Annotated in this window: 17 protein-coding genes; 8 read left to right on the top strand and 9 right to left on the bottom strand. The window is 65.9% G+C overall.

All coding sequences use genetic code 11. The features are described from left to right. Positions 1–55: 55 nt before the first annotated feature. The 4 genes from ADAD_RS0101830 to ADAD_RS0101815 all read left to right on the top strand — a co-directional run bounded on the left by ADAD_RS0101830 (position 56) and on the right by ADAD_RS0101815 (position 2,789). Positions 56–1,054 (top strand): GGDEF domain-containing protein, encoded by a 999-nt coding sequence (locus ADAD_RS0101830; RefSeq protein ID WP_010408624.1) that lies wholly within the window; start codon positions 56–58, stop codon positions 1,052–1,054. Positions 1,055–1,072: 18 nt separating this feature from the next. After that, complete coding sequence (locus ADAD_RS0101825; protein ID WP_010408623.1) at positions 1,073–1,624, top strand: TMEM165/GDT1 family protein; 552 nt, start codon at positions 1,073–1,075, stop codon at positions 1,622–1,624. Positions 1,625–1,781: 157 nt separating this feature from the next. Then, positions 1,782–2,243 carry a Dps family protein gene (locus ADAD_RS0101820; RefSeq protein ID WP_010408622.1) on the top strand — a complete coding sequence of 154 codons (462 nt, stop codon included), beginning with the start codon at positions 1,782–1,784 and terminating at the stop codon, positions 2,241–2,243. An 81-nt stretch (positions 2,244–2,324) separates the two neighbouring features. Then, the gene (locus tag ADAD_RS0101815; protein ID WP_010408621.1) at positions 2,325–2,789 is read left to right on the top strand and encodes an NUDIX domain-containing protein; all 465 of its coding nucleotides are present in this window, start codon (positions 2,325–2,327) and stop codon (positions 2,787–2,789) included. On the opposite strand, the gene ADAD_RS0101810 is transcribed toward ADAD_RS0101815, so the two are convergent. Further along, a complete protein-coding gene (locus tag ADAD_RS0101810; protein WP_010408620.1) occupies positions 2,786–3,145 on the bottom strand; it encodes a hypothetical protein in 360 nt (119 codons plus the stop codon). The two genes, ADAD_RS0101815 and ADAD_RS0101810, sit on opposite strands and share 4 nt — an antisense overlap. Before the next feature lie 33 nt (positions 3,146–3,178). Further along, positions 3,179–4,321, bottom strand: coding sequence for a DNA polymerase IV (gene dinB / locus ADAD_RS0101805; RefSeq protein ID WP_010408619.1), 1,143 nt, complete (start codon positions 4,319–4,321; stop codon positions 3,179–3,181). A 66-nt stretch (positions 4,322–4,387) separates the two neighbouring features. Between dinB and ADAD_RS0101800 the strand changes: the two genes are divergently transcribed. Next, positions 4,388–5,686 (top strand): multidrug effflux MFS transporter, encoded by a 1,299-nt coding sequence (locus tag ADAD_RS0101800; RefSeq protein ID WP_083825531.1) that lies wholly within the window; start codon positions 4,388–4,390, stop codon positions 5,684–5,686. Positions 5,687–5,733: 47 nt separating this feature from the next. Here the strand turns inward: ADAD_RS0101800 and ADAD_RS0101795 are convergent, their stop codons facing one another. The 6 genes from ADAD_RS0101795 to crtY are packed head-to-tail and all read right to left on the bottom strand — an operon-like array spanning position 5,734 to position 12,367. Beyond that, positions 5,734–7,602, bottom strand: coding sequence for an acetyl/propionyl/methylcrotonyl-CoA carboxylase subunit alpha (locus tag ADAD_RS0101795; RefSeq protein ID WP_010408617.1), 1,869 nt, complete (start codon positions 7,600–7,602; stop codon positions 5,734–5,736). A 33-nt stretch (positions 7,603–7,635) separates the two neighbouring features. Continuing rightward, positions 7,636–8,646 carry a phytoene/squalene synthase family protein gene (locus tag ADAD_RS0101790; protein ID WP_010408616.1) on the bottom strand — a complete coding sequence of 337 codons (1,011 nt, stop codon included), beginning with the start codon at positions 8,644–8,646 and terminating at the stop codon, positions 7,636–7,638. Continuing rightward, positions 8,643–9,224 (bottom strand): TIGR00730 family Rossman fold protein, encoded by a 582-nt coding sequence (locus ADAD_RS0101785; protein ID WP_010408615.1) that lies wholly within the window; start codon positions 9,222–9,224, stop codon positions 8,643–8,645. Before ADAD_RS0101785 ends, ADAD_RS0101790 begins: the two co-directional genes overlap by 4 nt. After that, complete coding sequence (locus tag ADAD_RS0101780; protein ID WP_010408614.1) at positions 9,221–9,649, bottom strand: hypothetical protein; 429 nt, start codon at positions 9,647–9,649, stop codon at positions 9,221–9,223. The genes ADAD_RS0101785 and ADAD_RS0101780 overlap by 4 nt, the downstream gene beginning before the upstream one ends. Beyond that, the gene (locus tag ADAD_RS0101775) at positions 9,646–11,148 is read right to left on the bottom strand and encodes a phytoene desaturase (protein WP_010408613.1); all 1,503 of its coding nucleotides are present in this window, start codon (positions 11,146–11,148) and stop codon (positions 9,646–9,648) included. The genes ADAD_RS0101780 and ADAD_RS0101775 overlap by 4 nt, the downstream gene beginning before the upstream one ends. Continuing rightward, positions 11,141–12,367: a lycopene beta-cyclase CrtY gene (gene crtY, locus ADAD_RS0101770; RefSeq protein WP_029139831.1), complete on the bottom strand. Its 1,227-nt coding sequence runs from the start codon at positions 12,365–12,367 to the stop codon at positions 11,141–11,143. Before crtY ends, ADAD_RS0101775 begins: the two co-directional genes overlap by 8 nt. 130 nt (positions 12,368–12,497) lie before the next feature. On the opposite strand from crtY, the gene ADAD_RS0101765 reads away from it, so the two are divergent. Then, positions 12,498–13,364, top strand: a complete 867-nt coding sequence (locus tag ADAD_RS0101765) for a MipA/OmpV family protein (protein ID WP_029139830.1) — start codon at positions 12,498–12,500, stop codon at positions 13,362–13,364. Between the two features lie 133 nt (positions 13,365–13,497). Then, positions 13,498–13,902, top strand: a complete 405-nt coding sequence (locus ADAD_RS15375) for a hypothetical protein (RefSeq protein WP_010408610.1) — start codon at positions 13,498–13,500, stop codon at positions 13,900–13,902. Between the two features lie 66 nt (positions 13,903–13,968). Here ADAD_RS15375 and ADAD_RS0101755 read toward each other — a convergent pair whose 3' ends face one another. Next, entirely contained in the window at positions 13,969–16,014 is a 2,046-nt protein-coding gene (locus ADAD_RS0101755) for a S9 family peptidase (protein ID WP_010408609.1), read from the bottom strand. 215 nt (positions 16,015–16,229) lie between these two features. On the opposite strand from ADAD_RS0101755, the gene ADAD_RS0101750 reads away from it, so the two are divergent. After that, positions 16,230–18,050, top strand: a complete 1,821-nt coding sequence (locus ADAD_RS0101750) for a DUF885 domain-containing protein (protein ID WP_029139829.1) — start codon at positions 16,230–16,232, stop codon at positions 18,048–18,050. Positions 18,051–18,117 lie beyond the last annotated feature (67 nt).

Genomic DNA, 18,117 nt, shown 5'->3' with positions numbered 1-18,117 from the left:
TTCGTGCGGGCGGCATTGGCGCCCCCGCACCGGGGGCAGACACAATGGTTGGCGCATGAAACAGGATGCAATCGGGCGCGACGTACTCGCCTTTCTTTCCGGGAATCTGCTCGATCCCACACCGCTGAACTATCGCTTCGGCTATCTCTACCTCACCCGGTCGAGCAAGGTGATCTGCCACGAGACGGACACCTATATCGAGAACGGCCTGCGCATGAAGCAGGAGACGATCGTGGAGATCATGGGCAAGCACGCCTCTGCTTCCGACGATCCCGAAGAACGCATTGCGGCGCGCGACGAAGCGGTGGAGATGTTTCTCAACGCTGCGGGAGACCTGGCGCGCGAAACCAAGCGGCAGGCCGATGGCGTGGGGCGCGATATTGCCGAGGAAAGCCAGGCGATCCGCGCGGGCGCCGAGGGGGAGGACCTGAAGGGCGCGATCCGCCGAATTCTGGACCGCGCGTCCGAGGCCGAGCGTGAGCTTTCCACCGCTTCCAGCCGGATCGACCGCCTCCAGCGCGATCTGGACGAGGCGCGCAACAAGGCGCTGGTCGATGAGCTGACCGGCATTCCCAACCGCCGCGCGACGCGCGGGCTGATCCAGGATCTCGAAATCCGCAAGGTCCGCTATTGCGCCGCGATCATCGACATCGATCATTTCAAGGCGATCAACGATTCCTACGGCCACGCAGTGGGAGACCGTGCGCTGCGGCTGGTGGCCGAGGCGCTGACCGAAGCGCTGGAGCCATGGCCCGTATCGCGCTGGGGCGGCGAGGAGTTCCTCGTCCTTGCCGAAACGCCCGACGCCGCAAAGCTTGCCGAGCAGGTGGAGGCGGCCAAGGAAGCCCTGTCCGAACGCAATCTCAAGGTGCGCGAGACGGACGAGCCAATGTCGCCGATCACCTTTTCCGCCGGGGTCGCCGTCAATGCGGAGACCAGCGAGGCCACGCTGCGCAAGGCCGACGACCTGCTGTACGAAGCGAAGAAGACCGGGCGCAACAAGGTGCTGGTCGAAGGCGCCGGGCCCGGCGACGCGGCGCAGGACGCGGCCTGAGGCGGGCGCAACCCGGGCATGTCGTCCTTCCTCTTCGGATTTGCCGCAGCCCTGCTGCTGACGATCGGCGCTCGCGACCAGCTGCTGGTGGCGCGGCTGAGCCAGCATCTCGGCGCTGCGATCCTGCTCGCCGGCCTGCTGGCGGCGGTCTTTACCGCGGGCCTCATGGCGCTGGCAGGCGATACGATTGCGCAATTGCTGCCGGTGGCCGCGCGCCAGATGCTGGTGGCCATCGCGCTGCTGGTCGCGGCGGCGGAGCTGTTCTGGCCGACGCGGGAGAAACGCCCCAAAGAGCCCACCCGCTCGCCGTTCGCGGCCTTCGTCGTGCTGATGGCGCGGCAATGGGGGGACGCCGCGCGGTTCCTGCTGTTCGCGCTGGCGGCGGCCACGGCCCTGCCCGAATATGTCGCGCTTGGCGGGGCGGCGGGCGCCGCGCTCGCGCTGGCGGGGGGATGGGCTCTGGGCGATCAGCTCGAAGCGCTGCCGCTGCGGGGCTTCCGGCTGGCGATGGGGGCGATCGTGCTGATCGGCGGGCTGCTGCTGGGCCTTGGCGCGCGCGGGCTCATCTGACGGCACGTCGAGGCCTGCATCGCCGATCCGTGCGGCACCAATCACTGTGATCGAAGCTCTTGAGGGAAACCCGCGCGCGCCCGCTCGTTATGGAAACGAAGCCTCCGAGCCCCCATTTGGAGCATCGAGCCAAAAGACCAGAAAAAGGAGACCGATCATGGCCCAAGCCGGCGATAATTCGAAAACCGCACTCGTGCAGGAACTCAACGGCCTGCTCGCCGATCACCTTGCGCTCTACTTCAAGACCAAGAACTTCCACTGGCATGTGAAGGGCCCGCGTTTCCGCGATCTGCACCTGCTGTTCGACGAACAGGCGATCGAACTGCGCGACCAGATCGATGCGATCGGCGAGCGTGTGCGCAAGCTGGGCGAAGTCACGCTGACCTCCATCGGGTCGGTCGCGCGCGCAACGCAGGTGAAGGACCAGGATTCGACCGATCTGGACGGCGACGCGATGGTCAAGGAACTGCACGACGACAATGTGGCGATGGTCAAGCGCCTCAAGGGCATGAAGCCGCTGGCCGAAGAGGCTGGCGACAACGCGACCGACGGCCTGCTGGACGACTGGACCGACATGGCGGAAGAACGCGCCTGGTTCCTCAAGTCGACGCTCGGCTGATCGCGACCTCTGCTTTTCGAACGTCATCATGGGTCGATCCGGCGCTTGCCGGGTCGGCCCTTTGCTTTATCCTCGGCAAGCGTGCGCCACCTTCTCCCCAAACCCGTTGACAGGTTCGCCCTTCGCATTGCGAACCGCCTGCGCCATCACTGGCGGCAGATCGCAAAACCGCAGCTGCATGCCGTCACCGTGCTGGTGCGCGACGATCAGGGGCGCGTGCTGTTCATCCGCCATTCCTACGGCCCGCCCGGCTGGACGCTGCCGGGGGGCGGCATCGTCGGGAGCGAGCCGCCCGCAGAGGCGGCGAGGCGCGAGATCCGCGAGGAACTGGGCCTCGACCTGCCCGATCCGACCCTGCTGGCGACATTCGAAGAGACGGTTTCCGGCGCGCCGCAGACTGCCCACGTCTTCGCGGGCATGGCCAACGCGGAGCCACGGCCGGACGGGCGCGAGGTGGTGGAAGCCCGGTTCTTCGCGCCCGAAGGCGTGCCCGGGCCGATCAGCGCGCTGACCCGGCGCAGGCTCGCGATCCTCGCCGAAAGCTAGAACAGCTTGGCCTTGCTTTCGCAGTCTGCGTAGCGCGCGTCGAACCGCTTTGCCGGCCTGGCGTCCTGCTTCGCCTCGGCAAGAATGGGTTTCGCGGCGGCCGACATGTCGTCGACTACCTCCTCCGTGGATTTACCGCTCAAGCTCTTGGCATACTCCATGTAACGGGTGCCAAGAGCGCCGGCCGCCTTCTTCTTTTCGGGCGAGAGATCGTCGCGCATGACGAAACCCATGGCGATAAAGGCGCATCCAACCGCGTCGTCGTAGCTGACGAGCGGCGCAGCAGGCGTTTCCTGTGCCGCGAGGGGCGAAGCGAGGAGTGCCGCAAGCGGCAGGAACGAGCGGATCATCGCCATCCAGTAATGCCGTTTCGCAATACCGACAAGAAATTACAGCAGCGAAAGCTGGCCGGTCTTGCCGTCCCGCCGCAGCGCCTCCTCGTCGCCATCGCGCTCGAGGTTGGAAAGCGTCAGCCCCATCAGCCGGATGGGCTTCGGCAGCGGCAGCAGGCTTTCCAGAATCTCGTGCCCCAGCGCGGCGAATTCCACCTTGCCATCGACATTGCGCGGCAGCGAACGCGCGCGGGTCATCAGCTGGAAGTCGTTGTACTTCAGCTTCAGGGTGACGGTGCGCCCACGCGCCTGCGCGCGCTCGATCCGCTCCCACACGATCTCTACGATCTCGTCGAGCGTGGTGCGCAGTTCCTCCGCCTCGTGCCGGTCCGCCGAGAAGGTCCGCTCCCCCCCGATCGACTTGCGGATGCGGTTCACACGCACGGGCCGCTCGTCGATGCCGCGCGCCGCGCGATACAGATACTCGCCGAAGCTGCCGAAATGCTGCGCAAGCCACGCGCGGTCTTTCGCCGCAAGGTCCGCGCCCGTCGCAATGCCGAGCCGCGCCATCTTCTCCTCCCCGCGGGGGCCCACCCCGTGAAACCGGCGAATGGGCAGGGTCTGGACGAAGGCCGCACCTTCGCCGGGGCGGATCACGCACATCCCGTCGGGCTTGTTCTGGTCGCTCGCCAGCTTGGCGAGAAACTTGTTGTAGCTCACCCCTGCACTCGCGGTCAGCTGCGTCTTCGCGCGGATTTCCTGCCGGATCATCTGCGCGACCTGTGTTGCTGCGGCGATACCCAGCTTGTTTTCGGTCACATCCAGATAGGCTTCGTCCAGACTGAGCGGCTCGACCAGATCGGTGTGGTGACGGAAGATCGTGCGTATCTGCTCGGACGCTTCGCGGTAGGCATCGAAGCGGCTCTTCACGAAGATCAGGTCGGGGCACAGCCGCTTGGCGGTGACGGAGGGCATGGCGGATTTCACGCCGAACTTGCGCGCCTCGTAACTGGCGGCGGCGACCACGCCGCGCCCGCTCGACCCGCCGACCGCGACCGGCTTGCCCCGCAATTCGGGATTGTCGCGCTGTTCCACGCTGGCGAAGAAGGCGTCCATATCGACATGGATGATCTTGCGCTGGCGCTGTTCGCCCGCGCTCTCCTCTGCGCCATCGTCCGGCCGTGCATCATCCTCGCTCATCGCGGCCCGTGAATAGCACACAGGTTGCCAAGCGGAACCGACGACGCCATCTGCGGTTTTGTGCAGATGCGAAATGGACATTATGCGACCGGCGAGACGATTGACCGGCAGGAGCCGCGCGCGGATGTGCGCTCTCCGGCGGCACTGCCCCCTTCGGGCAAGAGGATCGGCGAACGCCAGCTGATCGGCATGATGGCGCTGCTCATGGCATTGAACGCGCTGGGCATCGACGCCATCCTGCCCGCGCTGGACAATCTTGCCACCGATCTGGGCGCGACGGGTAATTCGCGCCAGTTCGTGGTCGGCGCATACCTGCTCGCCGCCGGGCTCGGCGCGCTGGTGCCCGGTTCGCTGGCGGATCGCTACGGCCGCCGCCCGGTGCTGTTCACCAGTCTGGCGCTCTACGTCACATTCTCGATCCTGTGCGCACTGGCGTGGAGCTTCGAATCGCTGCTCGCGCTGCGCTTCCTGCAGGGCTTCGGCGCGGCCGGCATCGTGGCGCTGCCGCCTGCGATCATCCGCGACCGGGTGGGCGGCGACAAGATGGCCCGGATGATGAGCCTGATCTTCGTCATCTTCCTGATGGTGCCCGCAATCGCGCCCAGCCTTGGCCAGGGCGTGCTGATGCTGATGGGCGACTGGCGCTGGATCTTCGTGTTCACTGCGTTCGCGGGTGTGGGCATGGGCCTGTGGGCATGGCGCAACCTGCCCGAGACGCTGCATCCCGAAGACAAGCAGCCGATCCGTCCCAAGGTGATCGCCCGCAACATGCGCGCCACGCTCACCATGCCGCAGGCGCTCGGCTATACGCTGGGCAGCGCGGTGATCTTCGGGTCTTTGTTCGGCTTCATCAACTCCGCGCAGCAGCTGGTAGGCGAGGCGTTCGGCGCGGGGCCGTGGTTCCCGCTGATCTTCGCGAGCTGCGCGGGCGCGATGGCGGTGGCGAGCTGGACCAATTCGCGGATCGTCGAACGCTTCGGCGCACGCCGCGTCAGCCATACCGGCCTGTTCCTGTTTCTGATCGTGGCCGCGATGCAGCTGTTCTTCGCGACGATGACCGAGGAAACGCTGTGGACCTTCGTCCCACTGATGGCGGCAAACATGATGCTGCTCGGCTTCATCGGCGCGAACTTCGGCTCCATCGCCATGCATCCCTTCCGCGAGACGGCGGGCGCGGCGGCCAGCGTGCAGACCTTCATGCGGATGACCACCGCCGCGCTGATCGGCGCAGGGATCGGCTATGCCTACGACGGCACGGCGGTACCGCTGGCAACCGCGCTGTTCACCGGCGCGCTGATCTGCGTGGGTCTGGTGCTCTACGCCGAACGCGGCAAGCTGTTCGGCCCGCCGGTGGTGGCAGACTGATTTGGGCTTGAGTGCACCCCGCTTGCGGGAGGGGTGCGGGGCGGGTTCTATTCCGAAGCAGGCTCCACCACGCACAGCACCGCCTCGACCTGCACCTGACCGCCTTCGCTGGCGGCAAGATCGGTCACGGTGCCATCGAACGGCGCGGTGAGCGCGTGTTCCATCTTCATCGCTTCGAGCACCATCAGCCGCTGGCCTGCGGTGACGCTGTCGCCCTCGGCCACATCGACCGCGATGACCTTGCCCGGCATGGGGGCGAGGATCGCGCCGTCGCTCGCCGCCAGAGCGCCGCCGCCGCGTGCGGCCAGATCGAACTCGTGCGCCTGTCCGTCCGCGAACACGACCACCCGCGAATCGTCGGCAAAGCCGGGGAGCGATTCGAAGGGAGCTGCCTCGGCCGGATCGACCGTGGTGAATTCGCCGCCCTGGCCCAGCGCCACGGTCAGCCGCAGCGGTCGGTTCAGGCGGAAGCCCGCCATCGGCTGCTCGGTCACGCCCGCCGCAAGCAGGGCGATGTCGGCCGCCGCCGCGCGGATGGCATCATTGGGTTCGGGATCGGCAAGCAGGGCATCGCCCTTCGCCTCGATAAATCCGGTGTCGAGCTGCGCGTCGGCAAAGTCGTCCTCACCCAGCGCATTGCCGAGGAAGGCGGCATTGGTGCGGACCGGCCAGATTTCGACGCCGTCGGTCATTTCGATCAGCTGGTCGATCGCGTCGTCGCGCGTCTCGCCCCAGGCCACCAGCTTGGCGACCATCGGGTCGTAATGCGGGCTGATCTCGTCGCCTTCTTCCACGCCGGTCTCGATCCGCCCCTCATGGCCGAGGTCGAGGTGATGGAGCGGGCCGGTCGATGGCAGGAAGCCCTTTGACGGGTCTTCGGCATAGAGCCGCGCTTCGATCGCCCAGCCGGCAATGCTCAGCTCGTCCTGCTTGCGCGGTATCGGCTCACCCGCCGCGACGCGCAGCTGCCATTCGACCAGATCGACCCCGGTAATCTCCTCGGTAACAGGATGCTCGACCTGAAGCCGGGTGTTCATTTCCATGAAGAAGATGCGGTCGGCGCGCAGGCCTTCGCTGGCGTCGGCGATGAATTCGATCGTGCCCGCGCCCTCGTAATCCACCGCCTTGGCCGCGCGCACGGCGGCGGAGCAGATTTCCTCGCGCGTGGCTTCGTCCATGCCCGGCGCGGGGGCTTCCTCGATCACCTTCTGGTGGCGGCGCTGCAGCGAACAGTCGCGTTCGAACAGGTGGACGTGGTTGCCGTGGCTGTCGCCGAACACCTGCACTTCGATATGGCGGGGCGAGGTGATCCACTTCTCCAGGATGACGTCGTCATTGCCGAAGCTGGCCTTGGCCTCGCGGCGGCAGGATTCGAGCGCGGAGAGGAAATCGCCCTCGGCATCGACCTTGCGCATCCCCTTGCCGCCGCCGCCCGCGACCGCCTTGATCAGCACGGGGTAGCCGATCGCGTCCGCCTCCTGCTTCAGCCGTTCGGCGGACTGGTCGTCGCCGTCGTAGCCCGGCGTCACGGGCACGCCCGCCTCGCGCATCAGCTTCTTGGCGGCATCCTTCAGTCCCATCGCGCGGATCGAGGCAGGCGGCGCGCCGACCCAGATGAGCCCTGCATCCTTCACCGCCTGCGCGAAATCGGCGTTCTCGGACAGGAAGCCGTAGCCCGGATGGATCGCTTCCGCGCCGGTTTCCTTCGCGGCGGCGATAATCTTCTCGCCTACAAGGTAGGACTCCGCCGCAGGCGAGGGGCCGATATGCACCGCCTCGTCGGCGGAGCGCACGTGCAGCGCTCTCGCGTCGGCATCGGAATAGACCGCGACGGTGGCGATACCCATCGAACGCGCGGTGCGGATGATGCGGCAGGCGATTTCGCCGCGATTGGCGATCAGGAGCTTCTGGATCATGGCCAACCCGCTACCGCCAAGCAGCGCGCAGGTCTACCACCCGGCGACCGGGCGCAGGTCTTCGCGCTTGTAGGGCGGCCACTGCTCGGGCTCGGGCGCGTGCTTGGTCAGCGCCTCGCCGAAGGCTGCGGCGACATGCCACAGCTTCTCGGGCAAGGTCACGTAGGTGCGGGTATCCCATGCCAGCTGGCCGCGCGCGCGCACCTTGCGTCCGATCGCGCCGTAGATGCGCGCGGCGGTGAGGACCGCCCAGCGCTGGCGGAAGCGCAGGTGCTTCGCGCCCAGCCGGGATGCCGCCTCGTACATTTCCATCCGGTCGACCAGCCGCGCGGACACGGCCGCAAGCGCAAAGCGGTTTTCCTCGTCCGCGTAGTTCTCGCAAGTGAGCCCCGCTTCGGCGAGCCAGTCTTCCGGCAGATAGCATCGCCCGGCCCGCGCATCCTCCACCAGATCGCGCGAGATATTGGCCAGCTGGAACGCCAGCCCCAGGTCGCACGCGCGGTCGTAGATAAAGCTGTCGTTGGGCGCGAACATCACCCGCGCCATCAGCACGCCCACCGCGCCCGCGACGTGGTAGCAGTAGCGCATCAGCTCCTTTTCGCTGGCGGGGCTGAAGCCGTTCGCGTCCATCGCAAAGCCGGCGATCACCTCGTTCGCCATGTCCAGCGTGATCCCCGCCTCGCCCGCGACCTGGCCCAGCGCATCGAAGGCCGGATCGGCTGTCGCGCCGCCTTCCAGCGCGCGGCGGGTGAGCACCTTGATCGCCTGTACACGATCCTCGATCCCCGCCTGGTCGCCCAGCTCGCCGCCCAGGTCCTGCGCATCGGCCAGATCGTCGCACCGGCGGCACCAGGCATAGAGCATCCACACGCGTTCGCGGGTCGGCCGGTCGAACAGTTTCGACGCAAGCGCGAAGCTGCGCGATCCCTGCGCAATCGCCTCATAGGCCTCCCGCACCAGCGCGGCGCGGTCTCGCCCGCCCCCGGGGCGCGGGATCGACGGGCGCACGAAGCGCGAAGGGACAAGCGGGCGGGGCTGATTCACAACTGGTCGACACTCATGCGATAGATCGGCGTATTGGGGACATAAGACGCAAGCTTGTCCAGCAGTTCCGGCAAACTGTCCGCAACCTGCAGAATCTCGCGATGTGTTGCCCTGATGAAACCCGTATCGCCCATCTGGTTTACGAACTGGATCAAACCATCGTAAAAACCAAAGGCGTTGAGCAGGCCGACCGGCATTTCGTGGTAGCCGATCTGCGCCCAGCTGAGCGCTTCGAACAGCTCGTCCATCGTGCCGATCCCGCCGGGTAGCGTCACGAAGCCATCCGCCAGATCGGTGAAACGGGCCTTGCGTTCGTGCATGGTGTCCACCGTGATCAGCTGCGTGCAGTCATGATTGGCGAATTCGCGCTCCACCATGGCATGCGGGATCACGCCGATCACCTCGCCGCCCTCGGCCAGCGCGCCTTGCGCCAACGCGCCCATCAGGCCCAGCCGCCCGCCGCCATAGACCACGCCGATGCCCCGCCGGGCGAGGTCGCTGCCGACTTCGCGCGCCAGTTCGACATAGCGCGGATCGGGCGGCGTGGCCGACCCACAATAGATGGCGAGACGGTTCACGGCTGCCAGTTCGGCCCACAGACCGCCCGGAAAACGGCTATATCGTCTTCGCCGAGCGGTTCTTCGGTCACATTCATGTCCACCTCGTCAAACCATGCGGCACCTTGCGTCTCGGCTTCCGGAGCTTCGGTCCATGAACCGGCGATCCCCATCCGGTCGCGCTCGCAGTCCACTGCCATCGCCATGTCGGCGATGATGGGGCTTGTCATACCATCGGGGGTCATTTCCATGCGCATAAGAAACAGCGGCAGTTCGATGCCATCGACGTCCAACGAAGCGTGCCACGTGGGATCTACCCAGAGAATGCCTTCGTCATCGGTGTAGGCCTGCGTCCATTCGTGGACATGATCGGCCTCTGCCAGAGGCGAGACTTCGGGGCCGGGAACGGTCGCTCCGGCAAGGAGCAAGGCGGCGAGCATCATCATTTCAGCAAATCCTCTATCATCAGCCCGGCGGTCGCCTTGGCACTGCCGACCACGCCCGGAATGCCGGCGCCAGGATGGGTACCCGCGCCGACGAGGTAGAAGTTCCTGATCACATCGTCACGATTATGGCCACGGAAATAGGCACTCTGCGTCAGAACAGGTTCGAGGCTGAAGGCGCTGCCCAGATGCGCGTTGAGGTCGTGCGAAAAATCGCTGGGCGCATAGTGGAACTTGGTCACGATGCGTTCGTGGATGTTCGGCACCAGCCGCTTGCCCACTTCATCGAGGATGCGCTTTTCCAGCACCGGGCCGATCTCGTCCCAGTCGACCGGCAGCTTGCCCTGATGGGCGACAGGCACCAGCGCGTAGAACGTGCTGTGGCCCGGCGGCGCCATCGAAGGGTCGCTCTTGCTCGGATGGTGGAGGTAGATCGAGAAATCCTCCGGCAGCACGCCGTGGCTGTAGATGTCGTCGAGCAGGCCTTTGTAGCGCGGGCCGAACAGGATCATGTGATGCGCGATGCCCGGCCAGCTGCCCTCCAGCCCGAAATGGACCACGAACAGCCCGGGGCTGTAGCTCTTGCGGGCAAGCCTGCGCCCCATGCTCCACCCGCGCTGGGAGCGACCCAGCAGGTCGCGGTAGGAATGCATGATGTCGGCATTGCTGGCGACCGCATCGAACCCCTGCACGAAGCCGCTCTCGGTCCGCACGCTCCTGGCGCGCTTGTCGTCGACCTCGATGCCCGTCACCGGGTCACCCACGCGCATGGTGCCGCCCAGCCGCTCGAAATGGCGGACCATGCCAGCGATCAGCCGGTTGGTGCCCCCCTTGGTCCACCACACGCCGCCATCCATCTCCAGCTTGTGGATCAGCGCATAGATGCTCGACGTCTTCATCGGATTGCCGCCGACCAGCAGCGTGTGGAAGCTCAGCGCCTCGCGCAGCTTCTCGTTCTCGACGAACTTCGACACCATCGAATAGACGCTGCGATAGGCCTGCTTCTTCGCCAGCGCGGGCGCGGCCTTGAGCATCGACTTGAAGTCGAGGAAAGGCACGGTGCCCAGCTTGACGTAACCTTCTTCGTACACGCCCGCCGAATAATCGAGGAAGCGCTGGTAGCCTTCCACATCCCGTGGGTTGAGCTTGGCGATTTCCGAGAACAGCTCTTCGTGATCGTTCGAATAGTCGAAATTCGTCCCGTCGGGCCAGTTGAGGCGGTAGAACGGCATGACCGGGACCAGTTCGACATCCCTCGCCATGTCGTGACCCGAGAGCGCCCAGAGTTCCCGCAGGCAATCGGGATCGGTGACGACCGTGGGCCCGCCATCGAAGGTGAAGGTGCCCGCGTCGGTTTCCTTCTCCCAGTAATAAGCCCGGCCACCGGGCTTGTCGCGGCCCTCTATCACGGTCGTCGCGATCCCGGCGCTCTGGAGACGGATGGCGAGCGCCATGCCGCCGAAACCGGCGCCGATCACGCATGCGTTGCGGCCTTCAGCCATGTCCTTGCGATCCTTCTTCGATTGTCTGGGCGTTCATGGAAAGCGGCGGGCGATGGCCCGCCAGGGCCTGCACCGCGCGCGTGACGGGCACAGGCGGTTTGCCCGCGAGTATCCTGATCTTGTCACCCGGGGTAGAGCGCCCGGCATAGAACCGCTCTATCAGCGGCTGCGGCAGGCGATAGAAGCGCTGGAAGATGCGGTAGCGCCTGGCAGGTTCGGCCGCGCCGAACAGCATCTTGCCCAGCATCCGGTAGAACCCCGTGCGCTTCCACACGCGGCGCGCATGCGCTTCCAGCAGCGCGGCCATCTGTTCGCCGGGCAGATCGCGGTTTTCCGCCACCAGCAGCGCGGTCTCCACCGCGAAGGGCAGCGTGTAACTGGTCAGCGGATGCGCGATCATGGCGCGGGCCCCCGCCATCGCCACACCGTCCACGCGCACCTCGCGCTGGTAGCGCGCAAGGTCTCCACCCGTCACCACCGGCAGCACGCCCGTCTCGAAAGCAAGCGGATCGCCCTGCCAGCCCACCGCCGCGCAGTAGCGGTCGATCCGGGCAGACAGCGCCGTACGGTCCAGCTCGGGCGTGTCCTGGTAGTAGGTGTCTTCGACGAACAGCTCGTCGGCGGCAAGCGGCAGGGTGTAGAGGAAGCGGAACGCGTCGTGCTGCTTCACCCGCGCATCCATTACGATCGGGCGGTCCAGCTCGTGCGGGGCCTGCGTACGCAGGTGGCGGCCCATGAAGACCTGCCAGCCGCCCTCGAAAGCGTCCGACGGTACGAAGCCTCGCGCGTCGATCACGCAGCGCGCATCGTACCGCTCGCCCCCTTCTAGCGTCGCTCCGCCCGCATCGAGCGTTGCGACCCTGCGGCCCGCATGGATGGTCGATTGCGCCAGCTCGCGCCGCAGCGCGGCGTCGAAATCGACCGAGGAGAGCGAGGAATATACGCTGTCCAGCGTGCGCGTGTGCTGCGGGAACAGCACGGCATAGCCGACCGGCCACTGGGTCTTGCGGAAGGGGGCGAGCAGCGCCTCCCCGCCTTCGGGCAGATCGCTTTCGAACCAGCTCCAGCGATGGTTGCCGCCCAGCGTCTCTTCCGCCTCGATCAGCAGCACCGCCAGCGATGGATCCGCCCTCCGCAGCGCGAGCGCGATCAATCCGCCCGCAAGGCCGCCGCCAATAATCGCAATGTCGGCGCGTGGTCGCGGCGTGGCCCGTGTCATGCCCTGGCCGTAGGGCGCTGGGCTGAAAGGTGCAAATGGCCTTGAGGGCAGTGGCCGGGCCACTTCGCAGTTGCGGAACATTGGGCCGCGCAGCCCGTTCGGGATGCACTACAGGAGGAACCCCGAAACCATGCGCCGTATCGCACCCGCCCTTGCCGCACTCGCCCTTGGCGGCACTGCCGCCCCCGCCCTTGCCCAGAGCGACGAAGGCGATGCCCCTTCCCCGGACATGATGGAAGGCTCCGCGCTGGACGGCGACTATATCCAGCTGGGGATCGGGGTTGCCTACTCGGCCGACTACGATGGTTCGGACGATTACGAGGCGTTCCCGCTGCCGCTGATCCGGGGCCGTATCGGCGGGATCGACATCCAGCCGCGCGCGGCTGGGGTCGCGCTGGACGTGGTGCCCGACGGCGATGGCGATGTCGCCTTCAGCTTCGGCCCGGCCCTGCGGCTGCGCACCAGCCGGACGGGCGATATCGAAGACCCGGTGGTCGCCGCGGCGGGCGAACTGGATACGGCGGTGGAAATCGGGCCGAGCGCAGGGATCAGCTATTCCGGGCTGCTCAATCCCTATGACAGCATCGGCGTGAACGTGGATGCGCGCTGGGACATTGCCGGCGCACACGAAGGAATGACGATCAGCCCGTCGATCACCTATTTCACGCCCGTAAGCCGGGGTGCCGCCGTCAGCCTGTCGCTTTCGGCCGAGCATGGGGACGACGATTTCAATTCCTACTATTTCTCGGTCACGCCCGCGCAGGCGCTGGCCAGCGGCCTGCCTGCCTATGAGGCCGACGGCGGCTTCAACAAGGTCGGCGCGACGCTGCTGGGCGCGTTCGATCTGGATGGCGACCTGACGAATGGCGGCTTCGCGCTGTTCGCAATGGGCGGCTATTCGAAGGTGATCGGCGATGCCGCCGATTCGCCCTACGTCGCGCAGCGCGGCGATGCCGACCAGTGGATCGTGGGCGCGGGAATCGGCTACACTTTCTAAACTCAGGCCCGACTGGCCTGCTGTCACGGATCTGAAACCTTGATGGTGCAATAAGACCTCATGGCCGCCGATCGAGGCGGCCTCGCTCCACGATCAAGGGGGTATTTTTCAATACGAAGCACGAGGTCTTTCAATGTCCGTACCCACTCAGCACGATTCCATCGACCGCCAGCCCAATCCCTTCATCGATCTGGATGCCTACAATCCGGGAAGCCATGGCGCCGCCCACAACAGCGAAGTCGGCCAGAAGTGCTTTGCCATCTGCGTTTCGCGGATCGGATCGCACCTGCTTCTGGGGGCAGTTCTCGCCGCTCCCACCCGTCCTCCCCAGCCCGCTGTCGAACCGCTTCTGATTGACGAGGTGGGCGAGGCCGCCTTCACCGATCCCATGAAAAGGTACATTGGTGCCGTCGTCCGGTTCGTGATCGAACAGCTGGGGGGCGAACACCACAGCTATGGGTCGAACGTGCGGGTCCGCTCCTACTTCTCCAAGGGGTCGACCTATCGCTTGAAGGACTGGCACCCGCTCAACGACTGAGACAAACAAGAAAAAGGGCGCGCAGAGCTGATCCGCGCGCCCTTCTTTGTTCGGACGTCCTGAGCCCTAGTCCTCGCCGTCCTCGATCTTCAGTTCGGGGCGCGGCGCGGGCATTTCCGCATCGCGGTCGCCCGTCTTCAGGTAGGTGTCGAACCACTGCATCATGCGCAGGTTGTAGTCGTAGCGCGCCGCGGCCTGGCGGTTGCCGTGGCCTTCGCCCGGATAGAGCACCAGCCGCACCGGCGTATTGGGCTTGCGCACCTTGATGTTGCGATACAGCTCGTAGCTCTGGCTCGGCGAAACGCGCGTATCGCTGTCGCCATGCATGATGAGGATCGGCGTTTCGGCCTTGTCGACATGATAGATCGGCGAGACTTCGAGCATGCCCTGCCAGTCTTCCCACGGCCACTTGCGCGCATGGACGTTGTACATTTCCATCGGAATGTCGGTGGTGCCGAACTTGCTGATCTGGTTGGAGATGCCGACGAACATCACCGCAGCGGCATATTCCTCGCTCAGCGCGGTGGCGCCCCAGGCGCTGGCGTAGCCGCCGTAGGAACCGCCGGTGATGCCCGTGCGCTCCGGATCGGCGATGCCTTCTTCCACCAGCGCGCGCTTCGCGTCGACGATGTCGTTGAATTCCTTGCCCGCGTAATCGTCCTGGTGGGCTTTGGAAAACGCCGTGCCGTAGCCGGTCGAACCGCGATAATTGGGCAGGAACACGGCATAGCCCTGGCCCGCCGCGACCTGGCCGGGGCTGCTGTAGGCGGTCACCCAGCCGTTCGATTCATGCGCTTCCGGGCCGCCATGCACATCCATGATCAGCGGTGCGCCCCCGCGCGGCGCGCCGCCGACCGGCTCGATCAGCACGCCTTCGATCTGCTGCCCGTCACGCGCCGAATAGGTGAACGCGCGCTGTTCGCCGAAGTCGATTTCCGACAGCCACGGGTTGTGATCGGTCCAGCGGGTGAAGCTGCTGCCATCGAAGGCGAACAGTTCCGTGGGGTGGCGCGGGCTGTTGGCAGCCACGAACATGCGGCCGCTGCCCCCGTTTTCGAGACTGGTGAGGATCAGCGCGCCCGGATCGACTTCCTGCGCCACGCTGCCATCGGCATTGTAGATGCGCAGGATCGTGTCCGCACCCTTGTCGATGATCGCGGCCAGCTTGCCGTCGGCCATCCACTCGGTATCGCCGGTCGCTTCCGCCGCGCCTTCGTTCAGCGCACGGAAATTGCCGCTCGCCACGTCGACGAGGTGCAGCGTGGTGGCAGCCGGATCGTTCACGTCGATCCCGGCAACCATCGAGAGCTGGCGGCCGTCGGGCGAGATTTCGATATCGCCCAGCTTGCCGGGCGTTGCCACCTCGCGCAGCACTTCGCCGCTTGCCAGGTCGAGGATGTTGACCCGGCTGGACGTGTAGGTGTCGTCGATCTGCGGGGTCGGCTGACTCTCGATCACGCCGTAGCGGTTGTCCGGCGTAACCGAGAAGCTGGTGACGTAGCCGGGGATGGAGATTTCCGCCGGTGCCGCATCGATCTCGTCACCGCCCACGCGCGCCGAGAACAGGCGGTTGAAGCGCGATTCCTCTTCATAGACGACGGCGTCGAAACCATCCTTGTCTTCTGCCTCGCGCTCCTTGTCGGGCGCCGGATATGCCAGCAGGTAGAGCATGTTGCCGTCCGGGGCCCAAGCATAGCTGCGCACGCCGGCATCCTCGAGCGCGGCCAGCTTCACCTGCGCACCGCCATCCACCGGAATGCCCCAGACGGCGCGTTCTTCCTTGTCCTTCTTCCACAGGAAGCTGACCATGCGCCCGTCGGGCGAGAACTTGACGGTGGAAACCGAGACGTCCTCGGGCAGGAAAACGCGGGCATTGTCGGGCCCGTAGGCCATCATGAGCTGCTGCGTGGTGCTGCCATTATCCTCGCCCTCGATCACGTTGGGCAGGCTGGAGGTGGTATAGGCGACGCGGCTGCCATCGGGCGAGACCGCGACCGCGCCCAGGCTTTCCAGCTGGGCGACATCTTCGGGCGTCATCGGGCGCGCCTGCGCGGTCGCGGTGAGCGAAACGCCGGCAAGCAGGGTGGCGGCGGCAAGAAGGGTGCGGGTCATAGGGGTCCTCTCGTGAATTCGTATGGGCGGACTCATACATCGCGCGCGCGCAACGACAACCGGCGAGGCGTGTTCTCCCTGCGTCCGGGCGCGAATTGGCCTGCCCGCATGCCGTCTTCGGCGCCCGTCGAACCGTGCCGGGCCTTTGCAGAACGCGATTGGCGCGGCGCGACCGCACGCCTATCGTCGCGCGCGATCCAATCGAGGGGGAAACAATGGCCAATCGCCGCCTGCTAGCCGGAGCCGCCGCGCTCGCCTTTCTTGCCGCACCGGGCACCGCCCTTGCCCAGTCGCCCGAGGCGGACACCTCCGCAAGCGCGCAACAATCGGAACATGACAAACTGTTCGCGCTGTTCGCCAATTCCGACGAGCGCAGCCTCGAACTCAACCCGCTCAGCCGCCTGTTCCGCGGGGACGACACCAATGCAGACCGGCTGGGCGATTTCTTCACCGATTCCGCCTATTACGCGCAGCTGCGCGACACGCAGCTCAACGTCGCGCTGCTGCAGCAGATCGACCGCAGCAGGCTCTCCGCAACGGACCGGCTGGCCTATGACGTGTTCCTCTACAACCAGGAGCAGGCGCTGGCGGCCAGCACGCCCGAAATCCGTGCGCTGACCGAGGTACGCCCGGTCAATCACTTCAGCGGGTTCCACACCTTCTACCCGAACTTCGCCAGCGGCACGGGCGCGGCGCCGTTCAGGACGATCGCGAATTACGAGGACAACCTCGGCCGTCACGACGATTACATCGCCGCCACGGACCGGGCGATCGCGAGGTTCCGCGAAGGGATGGAAAGCGGCGTGGTCGAAACCAAGCTGACGATCGGCAACGTGATCGAACAGTTCAACACCCAGTTGGCGATCCCGGTGGAGGAATCGCAGTTCATGGGGCCGGTCGCGATGTTCCCCGACGATTTCTCCGAAGCCGAGAAGGCGCGCCTGACCCGGGCCTATCGCGCCAAGACCCAGGAAATCTACGCCGCACACGAAAAGATGCGCGATTTCCTGCGCGACGAATATCTCGCGGCGGCGCGCGAGGATGTCGGCCTCGGCGCGATGAAGGGCGGCGAAGAGCTTTACGCCCTGCTGATCGAGCAGACGACCACGCTGCCGCTGGAGGCGGATTATATCCACCGGCTCGGGCTCGCCGAGGTCGAGCGGATCAAGGGCGAACTGGAAGCGCTGAAGACGGAGGTCGGCTTCGAAGGGACGCTGGGCGAGTTTTTCGACTACGTGCGCACCGACGCGCAGTTCAAGCCGGAGAGCCGCGAGGCGCTGACGCAGAGCTATTACGATATCGGCGAGCAGGTCGACGCGAAGATCGGCGACTATTTCTCGCTGGTCCCCAAGACCGATCTGGTCATCAAGCCCTACGATCCGTCGATCGAACAGTTCAGCGCGGGCGGATCCTATCAGAGCGGCACGCCCGACGGATCGCGGCCCGGCACCTTCTTCTTCAATGCCTACGACCTGCCCAGTCGCCTGACGACCGGCAACGTGACCCTGTACCTGCACGAGGGCGCGCCGGGGCACCATTTCCAGATCAGCCTGGCGCAGGAAAACCAGGATCTGCCCGCCTTCATGCGCTTCGGCGGCAACACCGCCTATGTCGAAGGCTGGGCGCTCTATGCCGAAACGCTGGGCGAGGAGATGGGCTTCTACGAAGACCCATGGAATCGCTACGGCACCTTGCAGGACGAACAGCTGCGCGCGATGCGGCTGGTGGTCGACACCGGGCTGCATTCCAAGGGCTGGACGCGCGAACAGGCGATCGACTTCATGCTGGAGAACTCCGGCATGACCCGCACCGAAGTCGTGGCAGAGGTGGAGCGCTACATCGCCATCCCCAGCCAGGCGCTCGCCTACAAGATCGGCGCGCTGAAGATTCAGGAACTGCGCGAGCGGGCGCAGAGCGAGCTTGGCGATGCCTTCGACATCAAGGATTTCCACGCACAGGTGCTGGGCACGGGCGCGCTGCCGCTGCCGGTTCTGGAACAGAAGATCGACCGCTGGATCGCCGCCGGGGGCGGCTGAGCCGACAGGCAGGCGGGAAAGCGGTGCACGCCCGGCGTTAATCGCCGCTCCGGTCGCTGTTCCCGGC

The organism is Citromicrobium sp. JLT1363 (assembly GCF_000186705.1).
GTDB lineage: Bacteria > Pseudomonadota > Alphaproteobacteria > Sphingomonadales > Sphingomonadaceae > Alteriqipengyuania.
The sequence above is the reverse complement of the archived record's forward strand: the minus strand, read 5'-3'. Positions and strand labels throughout refer to the sequence as shown.